The organism is Enterobacter sp. 50793107 (assembly GCF_001463365.1).
GTDB classification, from domain to species: domain Bacteria; phylum Pseudomonadota; class Gammaproteobacteria; order Enterobacterales; family Enterobacteriaceae; genus Enterobacter; species Enterobacter cloacae.
In genome coordinates this window covers 1-12,995 of record NZ_LNII01000063.1, presented here as the reverse complement: position 1 = coordinate 12,995, position 12,995 = coordinate 1, and the positions used below count along the sequence as shown (strand labels likewise).

The following is a 12,995-nucleotide window of genomic DNA, read 5'->3' as shown; positions in this document are numbered from 1 at the left end:
CCGGAGTGGACGCATCACTGGTGTTCGGGTTGTCATGCCAATGGCACTGCCCGGTAGCTAAATGCGGAAGAGATAAGTGCTGAAAGCATCTAAGCACGAAACTTGCCCCGAGATGAGTTCTCCCTGAGACTTAAAGTCTCCTGAAGGAACGTTGAAGACGACGACGTTGATAGGTCGGGTGTGTAAGCGCAGCGATGCGTTGAGCTAACCGATACTAATGAACCGTGAGGCTTAACCTTACAACGCCGAAGATGTTTTGGCGAAGAGACGATTTTCAGCCTGATACAGATTAACAGAATTTGCCTGGCGGCTTTAGCGCGGTGGTCCCACCTGACCCCATGCCGAACTCAGAAGTGAAACGCCGTAGCGCCGATGGTAGTGTGGGGTCTCCCCATGTGAGAGTAGGGAACTGCCAGGCATTAAATAAGAAGAACCCCGTACCGTAAGGTGCGGGGTTTTTTGCTTTGCACGCCAGAAAATATGCCGGATGGCGGCTTCGCCTTATCCGGCCTACAAAACCTGTAGGCCCGGTAAGCGCAGCGCCACCGGGCATGGCAGATCGTACGATCCCACGGTAAAGAGAAACAAGAATACTGAAGAAGGGATTTATAGATGCAGAAAAGCAAAAACCCAGCCATAGGCTGGGTTCTTTAAATAGTGGTGCCCGGACTCGGAATCGAACCAAGGACACGGGGATTTTCAATCCCCTGCTCTACCGACTGAGCTATCCGGGCAACGGAGCGCATTAAACCGCAATCCTGCCCGAGCGTCAACATTATTTAGGGAAAAGCTGTTCAACTGCTTAAGTTTGCGGCAATCTGTCGGTTTATGCGACGAAAGTGCACAAATCTTCCAGACAGAACCCGTTCACTGCAGCAATGCTGATAGTAAGAGGAGGGCAGTATGGCGAACGACTGGCTTGAGCTGCGTCAGCATGCAGAGACGGGCATTGAGACGATTAAAGCGCACTTCGAAGGGCATGCCTACGATCCGCACTGGCACGACAGCTATCTGGTAGGGATCACCCTTTCGGGTACTCAACAGTTTCACTGCCGCCGCGTGCGTCATCATAGTCAACCGGGGGATTCGTTTTTACTGGAACCGGGTGAGATCCATGATGGTGACGCACCTGTAGAAGGCGGCTTTACCTATCTTACCTTTTATCTGGATGAGCAGTGGCTAACACGTACGCTGCGCGGATTATATGACGCTACGCCTGACAGCTATTCACTGCACTTTTCTCAAACGCTGACGCGCGAGCCACGGCTGGTACGTAGCATCGGTGAGACCTTTGCCACACTGCATAACGCGGAGATGAAAATCGTTCAGCAGAGCGCGATGGATAATCTGCTCTCTCAGATCACCGCCCACTGCCACTGGCGTAAGCGGCTCCCGTCTCAACGGCAAAGCGCTGCCGTCGCGCATCGTGCACGCGATTACCTCTACGCGCATATGGACGAAAACGTCGGGTTGTCGGATCTGGCACGTGAGACGGGAACCGACCGCTTCACGCTGACGCGCTGTTTTAAACGCGAGTTTCACCTGGCACCGCATGCGTGGCTTATTCAGCTACGCCTTGCAAAAGCTCGCCAGTTGCTGGCTCATGGTGAGCTGCCCGTGGATGTGGCATCGGCGGTAGGCTTTGCCGACCAAAGCCACCTTGGACGCTGGTTCCAGCGAGCATACCGTATATCGCCAGCCTATTACCGTCGGCTGTGCACAAACCTTCCAGACGTTTCCAGAAAATAGCGGCACATTGATGGCTCTGATAATAAGGAGCCACCTGTGAGTACAATACCTTTTCTGCTGTTTGCCTTTGTCGCTTCGATAACGCCAGGGCCGACCAATATCCTCATTCTCACCAACAGCCAGCACTTCGGCATCAAAAAAACCGTTCCGGCCATTCTTGGAGGATGCATGGCTGCGAGCATGATTGTGCTGGTTTCAGGTGCCGGTGCAGGGGAAGTTCTTCGCCAGTACCCCCTGATTCGTCAGATGATGAGCTGGGCAGGGGTGTTATGGCTAAGCTGGATGAGCTGGCAGTTATTTAACGCGCCTGCAGCAAACCTCTCTGCGAAGACGCAGACCCGTTTTACCGCGCAAGCTGCAGCCCTGTTGCAGATCGTAAACCCGAAAACCTGGATGATGGCGCTGGCGGTTGTCAGCCTGTTTGCCCCTGCAAGCGAGCACGCGCTGCGGGATATAGCGCTGATGGCGCTGTGGTTCCTGGCCATCTCGGTGGTGTGTCTGATGTGCTGGGCGTGGCTGGGGAAGGCGGTAAATCAATTCTTTCGCACCACCGTGGCGATGGTGCGATTTCAGCGGCTGATGGCATTGTGCCTGCTTGTCTCAGCCTGGGCTGGGGTGCTGGCTTAGGTCAACGCGCCGCCCATGCGGCACTGGGCAAAGCGCAGGATGTCCTCTGCCAGGCGGTGAGCGGTATCCACATCGGCCTGGCTACGATTTACCAGCATACGGCTCAGGCAGCCTTCCAGCACCAGCTCCATTTGCTTTGCCACCATTGCCGGATCATCCACTTCAAGCGTTGTCAGCAGCTCGTGGGTGAAGTCGTGCGCCGCCCGTTTTTGCTGATCCGCCAGCTGATGGATCGGATGGCCTGGATCGGGGTAGTACGTGCAGGCGGCGATAAACAGACAACCCGGATAGCGGTTGTTACTTACACATTCCGTCAGCGCGGTATAGCGTGCCAGCAGCTTCTGTTCGGCGGTCAGCTCTTCATTCAACATCAGCTGCCTGCGCCAGATATCAACCTGCTGGCTGAGGTAACGCAGGGCATCATAAAGCAGCGCCTCTTTATCGGGCCAGAAGCGCGTAAGCTCATCCAGAGGGTAATCGATACGGTCGGCTACCATCTCAAGCGTGGTGCTGGCGATCCCTTGAATCTCAAGTAATTGCAGGGCTTGTCCCAGTACGTCTTCGCGTTGCACGGTTCTCTCCTCCGTTATTCCCAACGGTTGTCCCGTTTAAAGTGTTGTTTACGGTTGGCGATCGCGCAAATGCGCGCTGAAAGCCGCCGCGTCCATAAACCCGGTTACACGCTGCCCTGGCTGTTCTTCACCCTGTTGATTGAAGAACAGAATGGTCGGCAGCCCGAGCACGTTAAGTTGCTTCAGCAGGGCTTTATCCTGCGCATTGTTGGCGGTCACGTTTGCCTGAAGCAGAACGGTCCCGTTTAGCGCACCTTGCACCTGCGGGTCGCTAAAGGTGTACTTTTCAAACTCTTTGCAGGCAACGCACCAGTCTGCGTAGAGATCGAGCATCACCGGTTTGCCGCGCGCCTGCGCCAGAGCCTGGTTAAGATCATCCACGTTCTTAATCTGGATGAAATTCAGATGCGCCTGGTTCTGAGCCACTGGCGTGCCAAATGCCCAATCCTGAAGTGGACGCACGCTCACCAGCGCAGCGGCGAGCAGGACGATTTGTACCAGACGCATCCACGCGCTTTTTACCCCCAGACTGACGATAAACGCCCAGGAGAAGAACGCTACGCCGAGCATCGCCCACAGGCGCATCCCCCAGACGTCACCGACAATACGCTCCAGCAGGAAGACCGGCAGCGCCAGAATGACAAAGCCAAACGCGGTTTTCACCGTCTCCATCCACGGCCCGCTCTTCGGCAGCAGGCGGTTGCCAAATACCGTGACCAGGATCAGCGGCAGACCCATCCCAAGCGCGTAAAGGTACAACGTACCGCCGCCAAGCCACATATTACCGCTCTGGGCGATATAGAGCAGAATCGCGCTAAGCGGAGCAGTGGTGCAGGGCGAACAAATCAGCCCGGCGATAGCTCCCATCGCAAACACGCCACCCGCTGAACCCCCCTGTTGGCGGTTGCTGAGCAGCGTCAAGCGGGTTTGCAGGGAAGACGGCAGTTGCAGGGTGAACAGGCCAAACATCGACAATGCCAGCAGGATAAACACCACCGATAGGCCGATAAGGACATAAGGGTGCTGAAGAGCCGCCTGGAACTGTAAGCCGGCCGCCGCAACCACGAGGCCGAGTGCCGTATAGGTTAACGCCATTCCCTGCACGTAAATAAAGGCAAGCAGTAGCGCGCGGGCGGTGCTAAGACGCTGTTTTCCGCCCAGCACTATCCCGGAGATCAACGGGTACATCGGCAGTACGCATGGCGTGAAGGCGATGCCGATACCTATCAGCAAGGCCCAGAGCGCGGAGAAAGGGAGGTCTGACGCAGGCTCACCTTCACGCTTGACCTCTGCAGGAAGAGGAGCAACGTTGGCGGCAGACGCTTTAACTTCACTAAGCGGAACGACCTTGGTTTCTGGGGGATAGCAGAAGCCTGCATCGGCACAGCCCTGGTAAGTGACGGTGAGCGTAGCGCCTTTGTCTGCCTGTTGCACCGTTACGGGCACGCTTAAGTGCTGGCGATAAATCTCGCTTTTGCCGTAAAACTCATCCTCGTGCCATTCTCCCGCAGGCAGTTGCAGCGCGCCCACGCTTGCCTGAGCGGGTGTGATACTGACCTGCTTACGATACAGGTAATAGCCCTCTTTCACCTGCCAGGTGAGGTTGAGGTCATGCTGGTTTTGCTGGAAATCGAAAACAAATGCCTGATCGGCAGGAATAAAGTTCGAACGGCCGGGCGCGTCAAACAACCCGGCAAAGACTGACGTGCTGCACAGCAGCAGGATCAGCGTAAGGAAACGTTGAGCCATGAGAGATAATCGTTATCACCGTGGAGCACTGGCAATACCAGCAGTTCCGGAGTTTGGTAAGGATGATGAGATTTGAGGCAGTCAAGAAGCGCCTGCTGGTTTGCCGGGTTGGTTTTGAGCAACATCTGGACTTCATACTCCTGCTCCAGTTTGCCTTCCCAGTAATAGAGGGAGGTCGCTCCGGGGAGGAGGGTTACACAGGCAGCCAGTTTTTCGGCCAATACTTTGGCGGCGAGATCCTGGGCGGAAGCTTCATCAGGGGCGGTACACAATACGACAACAGCATCAGACGTGTTCACAAGTCGACCTCCTCATCACGAAAGTGGTCACTATATCACGCAAGGCGATTGGTCATTAATGAAACGGGCCGCAGAGCGGCCCGATTTTAACTATTTTTACAACCCGAAATGGTTTACAGCACGACGCCGCCGATGATAAAGCCGAGGATCACGCACAGCGTAATCGCGACCACACCCGGGATCAGGAACGCATGGTTAAACACATACTTACCGATGCGGGTTGAACCGGTGTCATCCATTTCAACCGCCGCCAGCAGGGTTGGATAAGTGGGCAGAACGAACAGGGCAGAAACGGCAGCAAACGAGGCAATGGCCGTCAGTGGCGTTACGCCCAGCATCAGAGCCGCAGGCATCAGCGCCTTGGTCGTGGCAGCCTGAGAATAAAGCAGGGTAGCGGCAAAGAACAGTACCACCGCCAGCAGCCATGGGTAGTTGTGCAGCAGGTCACCCGCAACGGTCTGGATATCGCTGATGTGCGCTTTTACGAAGGTATCACCGAGCCATGCCACACCCAGCACGCACACGCAGGCGCTCATACCGGATTTAAAGGTGCTGGCATTCAGCACTTCGCTGGTATCGATTTTACAGGTGATGCTGATCAGGGTTGCGATGGTCAGCATGAATACCACAATCGCTTCGTTACGCGGCAGAACCGGGTTCTGGATGAGGCCTACTGTGTCACTGATGGCCGTCGCGTAGAACATCACCGCCACGATACCGATCAGGAACAGCACCACGGAGCGTTTCGCATGCGGCTTCAGTTTGAAGACCTGGCTACCGCGCAAGCTCACTTCGCCCTTGGCCAGACGTTCCTGATAAACCGGATCGTCTTTCAGTTCAGCGCCGAGGAAGTTACACAGCACGGCGGTGATCATGACTGCAATCAACGTTACCGGAATACAGATCGCCAGCAGCGTCAGATAGCTCACACCCATGGGTTCCAGGATTCCGGCGAAGAACACCACTGCCGCTGAGATAGGCGAGGCGGTAATCGCAATCTGGGATGCCACTACCGCAATAGAGAGCGGGCGAGAGGGACGGATACCCTGTTCTTTCGCCACTTCGGTAATCACCGGCAGCGTGGAAAAGGCAGTGTGACCGGTACCGGCGAGAATGGTCATGAACCAGGTCACCAGCGGGGCAAGGAAGGTAATGTATTTAGGATGACGGCGCAGCATACGCTCCGCCAGACTCACCAGGTAGTCCATACCGCCAGCCACCTGCATGGCGGCGATAGCGGCAATAACTGCCATGATGATTTCGATAACGTCAAACGGGATTGCGCCGGGTTTAATCTGAAAGATAAGGGTAAGAACGAGCACCCCGAGACCGCCGGCAAAACCGATGCCGATACCCCCGAGTCTTGCTCCCAAATAAATCGCCAACAGGACGATGACGAGTTCTGCTCCAAACATAAGGACCTGCCTTGCTTATTAACAAGTTGATATTGAATTGTTGTATTTTGGTAACGCCTAAAAAGAAAAAAGGCACGTCACAAGTGACGTGCCTTTCGGAAGCTTAGCCTGAACGGTTACTGTTCGCTTTCATCGGTGTATCGTTTCGCTTTATATGCCGGGTGCATCAGGTTCTGGGCGGAGAAGATATCGTCCAGCTCGGCTTCGGTCAACAGTCCGCGCTCCAGTACGACTTCACGCACGCTCTTACCGGTTTCGGCGCAAATCTTACCGACGATGTCGCCGTTATGGTGGCCGATGAACGGGTTAAGGTAGGTGACGATCCCGATGGAGTTGTACACGTAACCTTCGCAGACTTCTTTATTCGCGGTAATGCCGTTGATGCATTTTTCCAGCAGGTTATAGCAGGCGTTAGTCAGGATGTGGATAGATTCGAACATCGCCTGGCCAATCACGGGCTCCATGACGTTCAGCTGCAGCTGACCGGCTTCAGAGGCCATGGTTACGGTCGTATCGTTACCAATAACCTTGAAACAAACCTGGTTCACCACTTCTGGCACTACCGGGTTCACTTTCGCTGGCATGATGGACGAACCGGCCTGCAGTTCTGGCAGGTTGATTTCGTTCAGGCCAGCGCGTGGGCCGGAAGAGAGCAGGCGCAGGTCATTACAGATTTTGGACAGTTTCACCGCCAGACGTTTCAGGGCGCTGTGTACCATGACGTAGGCGCCGCAGTCGGAGGTGGCTTCAATCAGATCTTCTGCAGGTACGACCGGCAGGTTAGAGACTTCAGCCAGTTTCTGAACCGCCAGCTGCTGATAGCCATCCGGGGTGTTCAGACGCGTACCGATGGCGGTGGCGCCCAGGTTCACTTCCAGCAGCAGCTCGGAAGTGCGCAGCAGGTTTTTGGTTTCTTCGTTCAGCAGCACGTTAAACGCGTGGAATTCCTGACCGAGGGTCATTGGCACCGCATCCTGCAACTGGGTACGACCCATTTTCAGAATGTCCTGGAACTCAACCGCTTTGCGCTGGAAACCGTCGCCCAGCTGGTTGATGGCGTCGACCAGTTTCACAACGGAGGCATAAACCGCGATGCGGAAGCCGGTTGGGTAGGCGTCGTTAGTGGACTGACATTTGTTGACGTGATCGTTCGGGTTCAGGTACTGGTATTCACCTTTCTGGTGGCCCATCAGCTCCAGGCCGATATTTGCCAGTACTTCGTTGGTGTTCATGTTGACGGAGGTGCCCGCGCCGCCCTGATAGACGTCAACCGGGAACTGGTCCATGCATTTGCCGTTGTTCAGCACTTCATCGCAGGCCGCGATAATCGCATTTGCCGCGCTTTTAGGAATGGTTTGCAGCTCTTTGTTTGCCAGCGCTGCCGCTTTCTTCACCATCACCATGCCACGGACAAACTCAGGAATGTCGCTGATTTTGCTGTTGCTGATGTAGAAGTTTTCAATCGCTCTCAGAGTGTGGACACCGTAGTAGGCATCCGCTGGAACTTCCCTGGTACCCAACAAGTCTTCTTCGATACGAATGTTGTTTAACATGTGAACCTTCTTTTCAAGCTGCCGATGGATTGTACTAAACACACAGTATTTATGTGGTTTTGAATATTTTCTGACCGACGATTATTCCCTCAATCGGCCAATTGCTCGAGATCATATGCTGATGATAGCGAATTGCCGTAAGCTGGATCACTTATTATCGACCCGATTCCATGATAATTATTAATCTGTGAAATGGGTCACCGCTTTAATATTTCCAAAAAAAATATCCGTGCAAACCGATTGAATTTTAGCTAACCGTCCTCATCTCTTACAGACGCGTGTCGCGAACACATTCAGACAGGGGCCAAAAGGCACCTGCCACACAGGAGACGCCAGTGCGCTGGATACCGTTTATTGCTTTCTTTCTCTATGTTTACATTGAGATTTCGATTTTTATCCAGGTCGCCCATGTGCTGGGCGTCCTGCTGACGCTGATTCTGGTGATTTTCACCTCCGTCATCGGCATGTCGCTGGTGCGTAATCAGGGTTTCAAAAATTTCCTGTTAATGCAGCAGAAGATGGCCGCAGGCGAGAGCCCGGCGGCCGAGATGATCAAAAGCGTATCGCTGATTATTGCCGGTCTGCTGCTGATCCTGCCGGGCTTCTTCACCGACTTCCTCGGTCTGCTGCTGCTGTTGCCGCCGGTGCAAAAACACCTGACTATGAAGCTGCTGCCGCATCTGCGCTTCAGCCGGATGCCGGGTGGCGGGTTCAGCACCGGCCCGGGTGATACGTTTGAAGGGGAATACCAGCGTAAGGATGACCAACACGACCGTTTGGATCATAAAGACGATCGGTAATGACTTTGCCCGGTGACGCTTCGCTTACCGGGCGCGACTAAAGCGCCACCCACAGCCCTGCCAGCATGACGACGGCGTACATACTCTTCCATCCCACCATCATCAGCAACAGCAGGCAAAGCACTCCCCCGACAACGGCCAGTGCTTTATAGCGACCCTTCAACAGACGACAGCCCGCCAGCATGCACAGCAGATAGATCATAATAAATATGCCGTTGGCATAGATGATTAGCGCATCCAGATTGATCTTAAGCGCGTAAATGCACAACGTGCTCACAACGCAACTTCCCAGCACGAGATTCAGCGCATTCAACGGCAGCTGACGTATAGACAACTGCGCAAGACGGCTCTGCGGTTTATTGCGCGCCTGAGACCACACCAGCCGCGCAAAGCTCTGGATGTAAATATTGAGGCTGGCAAAACAGGCCAGATAGCCAATCACACAGGCCACCCACAGCGCTTTTACGCCGAACAGCTGCACCACGATACCCGGCAGCGAAGCGGCGGCTGCTTTATCTGCGCCAAAGGCGTCGAAGTGCAGCACCAGCACAGTACAGGCCCAGTAAACCGTGCCTGCGACCAACAGGCCAATCATCAGGGCTCGCGGAAAATCGCGCTCGGGATGCTTAAACTCCGACGCCAGATGGGCGAACGCTTCCAGACCGACAAAACACCAGAACATGACTGACAGCGCAGCGAAGAGCTGCGCATGATTGATATCGGTGATGGCCGGGAAGGGGATCTCCTCGACGCGAATATCACCCGCCCACCAGATAGCGGTGATGAGCGCGACAATCAGCACCGCGACGATCGTCTGCAGGTTAGCGCTGGAACTGGCCCCGCGTGAGCCCACCCACCAGACGATAGCCAGCGTACCCAGCTCAGCCAGCAGCAGTGCTTCGTCATGCCAGCCGAAGAGCGCTTGCCCAAAGCCGGTTGCGATATGCAACGCCGCAGGCAGACCAACCGGAATGACGGAAAGGAACAGCCAGCCGGTGACGCGCTCCAGTCGTGGGCCAAACGCCATGCCGACAAAGTGCGCCACGCCGCCCGCGCTGGGAAAATGCCTTCCCAGAATGGCGAACACGATCGCAACCGGGAACACCAGCACAATCAGCACCGGCCACGCCCACAGGCTGTTATTACCGGCAACCAGCGCCGCCAGTGCGGGTACCGCAAACACCCCTGTTCCTAACAAGGAGGTTGAGAGCAGGCCGACCCCCTGCGCCAGCCCCAACTCCTGCTTGAGTCCACTCATTGACATCGTCCCGCCACCATTCAAAGAGAGCCGATGGTAACACTTTCGCAAATTTTTTTTCGACTCCCCCTTGAAGGGGTAAAAAGCTATCCCCATCTCTCAGGGCACTAGCCGGAAAACCGTGTGCGGCCCGGCGTCATCCATAACTGATAATGACTTTCTCAAAGGAGAGCTATCAATGAGTATTCGTCCGTTACATGATCGTGTGATCGTCAAACGTAAAGAAGTTGAAACCAAGTCTGCTGGCGGCATCGTTCTGACGGGTTCTGCAGCAGCAAAATCAACGCGTGGCGAAATCATCGCTGTCGGTAAGGGCCGCATCCTGGAAAACGGAACTGTGCAGCCACTGGACGTTAAAGTTGGTGACATCGTCATTTTCAACGATGGCTATGGCGTGAAATCCGAGAAGATCGACAATGAAGAAGTGTTGATCATGTCCGAGAGCGACATTCTGGCAATTGTTGAAGCGTAATTAACGCACGAAACTGTACGAATTTGAGGAAATAAGAACATGGCAGCTAAAGACGTAAAATTCGGTAACGACGCTCGTGTAAAAATGCTCCGCGGCGTAAACGTACTGGCAGACGCAGTTAAAGTCACCCTGGGCCCGAAAGGCCGTAACGTAGTGCTGGATAAATCCTTCGGCGCGCCAACCATCACCAAAGATGGTGTTTCCGTTGCACGTGAAATCGAGCTGGAAGACAAGTTCGAAAACATGGGCGCGCAGATGGTGAAAGAAGTGGCCTCTAAAGCGAACGACGCTGCGGGCGACGGTACCACCACCGCGACCGTACTGGCGCAGGCAATCATCACTGAAGGTCTGAAAGCCGTTGCTGCGGGCATGAACCCAATGGATCTGAAACGTGGTATCGACAAAGCTGTCGCGTCCGCTGTTGAAGAACTGAAAGCGCTGTCCGTACCATGCTCTGACTCTAAAGCGATTGCTCAGGTAGGTACCATCTCCGCTAACTCCGACGAAACCGTAGGTAAACTGATCGCTGAAGCGATGGACAAAGTCGGTAAAGAAGGCGTGATCACCGTTGAAGACGGTACCGGTCTGGAAGACGAACTGGACGTGGTTGAAGGTATGCAGTTCGACCGCGGTTACCTGTCCCCATACTTCATCAACAAGCCAGAAACTGGCGCTGTTGAGCTGGAAAGCCCATTCATCCTGCTGGCTGATAAGAAAGTTTCCAACATCCGCGAAATGCTGCCAGTGCTGGAAGCCGTTGCGAAAGCAGGCAAGCCACTGGTTATCATCGCTGAAGACGTTGAAGGCGAAGCGCTGGCGACCCTGGTGGTTAACACCATGCGTGGCATCGTGAAAGTGGCTGCGGTTAAAGCACCTGGCTTCGGCGACCGTCGTAAAGCTATGCTGCAGGACATCGCTACCCTGACCGGTGGTACCGTAATCTCTGAAGAGATCGGTATGGAGCTGGAAAAAGCGACCCTGGAAGACCTGGGCCAGGCGAAACGTGTTGTGATCAACAAAGACACCACCACCATCATCGATGGCGTGGGTGAAGAGTCCGCTATTCAGGGCCGTGTTGCTCAGATCCGTAAGCAAATTGAAGAAGCAACGTCTGATTACGACCGTGAAAAACTGCAGGAGCGCGTAGCGAAACTGGCAGGCGGTGTTGCGGTAATCAAAGTCGGTGCGGCTACCGAAGTTGAAATGAAAGAGAAAAAAGCACGCGTTGACGATGCCCTGCACGCGACCCGTGCTGCGGTAGAAGAAGGCGTGGTTGCTGGTGGTGGTGTTGCGCTGGTGCGTGTTGCCGCCAAACTGGCTGGCCTGTCCGGTCAGAACGAAGACCAGAACGTGGGTATCAAAGTTGCGCTGCGCGCGATGGAAGCGCCTCTGCGTCAGATCGTTTCCAATGCCGGTGAAGAGCCATCTGTTGTTACCAACAACGTGAAAGCGGGCGAAGGTAACTACGGTTACAACGCGGCAACAGAAGAATACGGCAACATGATCGACTTCGGTATCCTGGATCCAACTAAAGTGACCCGTTCTGCTCTGCAGTATGCGGCATCTGTAGCTGGCCTGATGATCACTACCGAGTGCATGGTAACCGACCTGCCTAAAGGCGACGCACCTGACTTAGGTGCTGCTGGTGGTATGGGAGGCATGGGTGGTATGGGCGGCATGATGTAATTGCCCCCTTCGCCCGGCAGCCATCAGGCGTTGGGCGCTACCTCTTAATAAAAAACCCCGGGCATCGCTGTCCGGGGTTTTTTGTTTTAGAACAGCAGTTGCATGACCCACATAGAGAGCAGAGCGTTGATTACGCAGACGCCAATAATATGCGGATAGTATTTAGGGTTTACCCCTGCCGTACCGAGACAGCGGCCGGTGTTTTGCACCGGATTACCCATCAGATAGATAGCCGGAAGCAGTACGGTGGCGTCATGCCCGCTGAGCGACCCTGCCACCACCAGGCTTGCGCAGACGCCCACGCCGCCGCCCATGCTCATCACCGACGCCAGCAACACGGTGGCGGCTTCTCCGGGCAGCCCCCACAGCGCCATAATCGGCTCGCAAACGCGGCCAACGATATCCAGCAATCCTGTTACCTTCAGCGCCTGGATGATCACAAAGGCCATTACGACGTTTGGCAGCAGGCTGGTGGTGGCGATGGTAAAGCCACGGCGAGCGCCGTCGATAAAGAGATCCATCAGGTTTTTACGCACTTCGGCGGTCATCTTCTCTCTCCTTGATCTGACGGGTTTCCATGTGCGCAATCCATGCTCTGAGAAAATTGGCACCTATAAATTTAAAGACCAGAATCACTGCCAGCGGGGTGATAACCGGCACGGTGATGCTGGTGAACAGCGCCGCGCCGGACGAGAAGTAATTGGTGATAATTGCGCTACCGCTGGTCTGAAAGGTGGCGAAAATCGCTCGTTCCCTGTCGCTGATAACGCCTTCATCGGCGAGCTCTTTGGTCATACCTGCAGCCGCATCGGTGT

The 12,995-nt window shown here is 54.9% G+C and carries 12 protein-coding genes, 1 tRNA gene, 2 rRNA genes and 1 pseudogene; 7 read left to right on the top strand and 9 right to left on the bottom strand.

Translation table 11 applies throughout. The annotated features are described in order from the left end of the window. Both APU11_RS08705 and rrf read left to right on the top strand, forming a co-directional pair. Positions 1 to 239 (top strand): 23S ribosomal RNA (locus tag APU11_RS08705); the annotation flags it as partial. A gap of 63 nt (positions 240 to 302) precedes the next feature. Next, a 5S ribosomal RNA gene (gene rrf / locus APU11_RS08700) occupies positions 303 to 418 on the top strand. A gap of 240 nt (positions 419 to 658) precedes the next feature. On the opposite strand, the gene APU11_RS08695 is transcribed toward rrf, so the two are convergent. Further along, a tRNA-Phe gene (locus APU11_RS08695) sits at positions 659 to 734 on the bottom strand. Positions 735 to 903: 169 nt separating this feature from the next. Between APU11_RS08695 and APU11_RS08690 the strand changes: the two genes are divergently transcribed. After that, complete coding sequence (locus tag APU11_RS08690) at positions 904 to 1,749, top strand: AraC family transcriptional regulator (RefSeq protein WP_057071267.1); 846 nt, start codon at positions 904 to 906, stop codon at positions 1,747 to 1,749. Positions 1,750 to 1,785: 36 nt separating this feature from the next. Beyond that, positions 1,786 to 2,376 carry a LysE family translocator gene (locus APU11_RS08685; RefSeq protein WP_058650682.1) on the top strand — a complete coding sequence of 197 codons (591 nt, stop codon included), beginning with the start codon at positions 1,786 to 1,788 and terminating at the stop codon, positions 2,374 to 2,376. Here APU11_RS08685 and APU11_RS08680 read toward each other — a convergent pair. From APU11_RS08680 to aspA, 5 genes are all read right to left on the bottom strand, one after another. Then, positions 2,373 to 2,948: a transcriptional regulator gene (locus APU11_RS08680; RefSeq protein WP_013095254.1), complete on the bottom strand. Its 576-nt coding sequence runs from the start codon at positions 2,946 to 2,948 to the stop codon at positions 2,373 to 2,375. The genes APU11_RS08685 and APU11_RS08680 overlap by 4 nt on opposite strands. Before the next feature lie 48 nt (positions 2,949 to 2,996). Beyond that, positions 2,997 to 4,697: a protein-disulfide reductase DsbD gene (locus APU11_RS08675; RefSeq protein WP_058650681.1), complete on the bottom strand. Its 1,701-nt coding sequence runs from the start codon at positions 4,695 to 4,697 to the stop codon at positions 2,997 to 2,999. After that, entirely contained in the window at positions 4,673 to 4,996 is a 324-nt protein-coding gene (gene cutA, locus APU11_RS08670) for a divalent cation tolerance protein CutA (RefSeq protein WP_048338966.1), read from the bottom strand. Before cutA ends, APU11_RS08675 begins: the two co-directional genes overlap by 25 nt. A gap of 113 nt (positions 4,997 to 5,109) precedes the next feature. Next, the gene (locus APU11_RS08665) at positions 5,110 to 6,411 is read right to left on the bottom strand and encodes an anaerobic C4-dicarboxylate transporter (RefSeq protein ID WP_013095257.1); all 1,302 of its coding nucleotides are present in this window, start codon (positions 6,409 to 6,411) and stop codon (positions 5,110 to 5,112) included. Positions 6,412 to 6,527: 116 nt separating this feature from the next. Then, entirely contained in the window at positions 6,528 to 7,964 is a 1,437-nt protein-coding gene (gene aspA, locus APU11_RS08660) for an aspartate ammonia-lyase (protein WP_003855923.1), read from the bottom strand. Between the two features lie 335 nt (positions 7,965 to 8,299). Here aspA and APU11_RS08655 point away from each other — a divergent pair, with 335 nt between their 5' ends. Continuing rightward, positions 8,300 to 8,764: an FxsA family protein gene (locus APU11_RS08655; protein ID WP_013095258.1), complete on the top strand. Its 465-nt coding sequence runs from the start codon at positions 8,300 to 8,302 to the stop codon at positions 8,762 to 8,764. Between the two features lie 37 nt (positions 8,765 to 8,801). Here the strand turns inward: APU11_RS08655 and yjeH are convergent, their stop codons facing one another. After that, positions 8,802 to 10,022, bottom strand: coding sequence for an L-methionine/branched-chain amino acid transporter (gene yjeH, locus APU11_RS08650; protein ID WP_058650680.1), 1,221 nt, complete (start codon positions 10,020 to 10,022; stop codon positions 8,802 to 8,804). Positions 10,023 to 10,200: 178 nt separating this feature from the next. Here yjeH and APU11_RS08645 point away from each other — a divergent pair, with 178 nt between their 5' ends. Both APU11_RS08645 and groL read left to right on the top strand, forming a co-directional pair. After that, positions 10,201 to 10,494 carry a co-chaperone GroES gene (locus APU11_RS08645; RefSeq protein WP_003855929.1) on the top strand — a complete coding sequence of 98 codons (294 nt, stop codon included), beginning with the start codon at positions 10,201 to 10,203 and terminating at the stop codon, positions 10,492 to 10,494. 39 nt (positions 10,495 to 10,533) lie between these two features. After that, entirely contained in the window at positions 10,534 to 12,180 is a 1,647-nt protein-coding gene (groL, locus tag APU11_RS08640) for a chaperonin GroEL (protein ID WP_013095260.1), read from the top strand. Positions 12,181 to 12,266: 86 nt separating this feature from the next. Here groL and APU11_RS08635 read toward each other — a convergent pair whose 3' ends face one another. After that, positions 12,267 to 12,728, bottom strand: a complete 462-nt coding sequence (locus APU11_RS08635; RefSeq protein ID WP_023622425.1) for a YjiG family protein — start codon at positions 12,726 to 12,728, stop codon at positions 12,267 to 12,269. Further along, positions 12,709 to 12,995, bottom strand: a pseudogene (locus APU11_RS08630) (hypothetical protein); the annotation flags it as partial. The pseudogene APU11_RS08630 and the gene APU11_RS08635, both read right to left, overlap by 20 nt.

What these genes read in the sequence shown, in the direction of transcription:
- aspA (WP_003855923.1), bottom strand. Translation starts at nt 7,964, where the DNA reads ATGTTAAACAACATTCGTATCGAAGAAGACTTGTTGGGTACCAGGGAA.
- APU11_RS08690 (WP_057071267.1), top strand. Translation starts at nt 904, where the DNA reads ATGGCGAACGACTGGCTTGAGCTGCGTCAGCATGCAGAGACGGGCATT.
- APU11_RS08645 (WP_003855929.1), top strand. Translation starts at nt 10,201, where the DNA reads ATGAGTATTCGTCCGTTACATGATCGTGTGATCGTCAAACGTAAAGAA.
- groL (WP_013095260.1), top strand. Translation starts at nt 10,534, where the DNA reads ATGGCAGCTAAAGACGTAAAATTCGGTAACGACGCTCGTGTAAAAATG.
- APU11_RS08635 (WP_023622425.1), bottom strand. Translation starts at nt 12,728, where the DNA reads ATGACCGCCGAAGTGCGTAAAAACCTGATGGATCTCTTTATCGACGGC.
- APU11_RS08675 (WP_058650681.1), bottom strand. Translation starts at nt 4,697, where the DNA reads ATGGCTCAACGTTTCCTTACGCTGATCCTGCTGCTGTGCAGCACGTCA.
- APU11_RS08665 (WP_013095257.1), bottom strand. Translation starts at nt 6,411, where the DNA reads ATGTTTGGAGCAGAACTCGTCATCGTCCTGTTGGCGATTTATTTGGGA.
- yjeH (WP_058650680.1), bottom strand. Translation starts at nt 10,022, where the DNA reads ATGAGTGGACTCAAGCAGGAGTTGGGGCTGGCGCAGGGGGTCGGCCTG.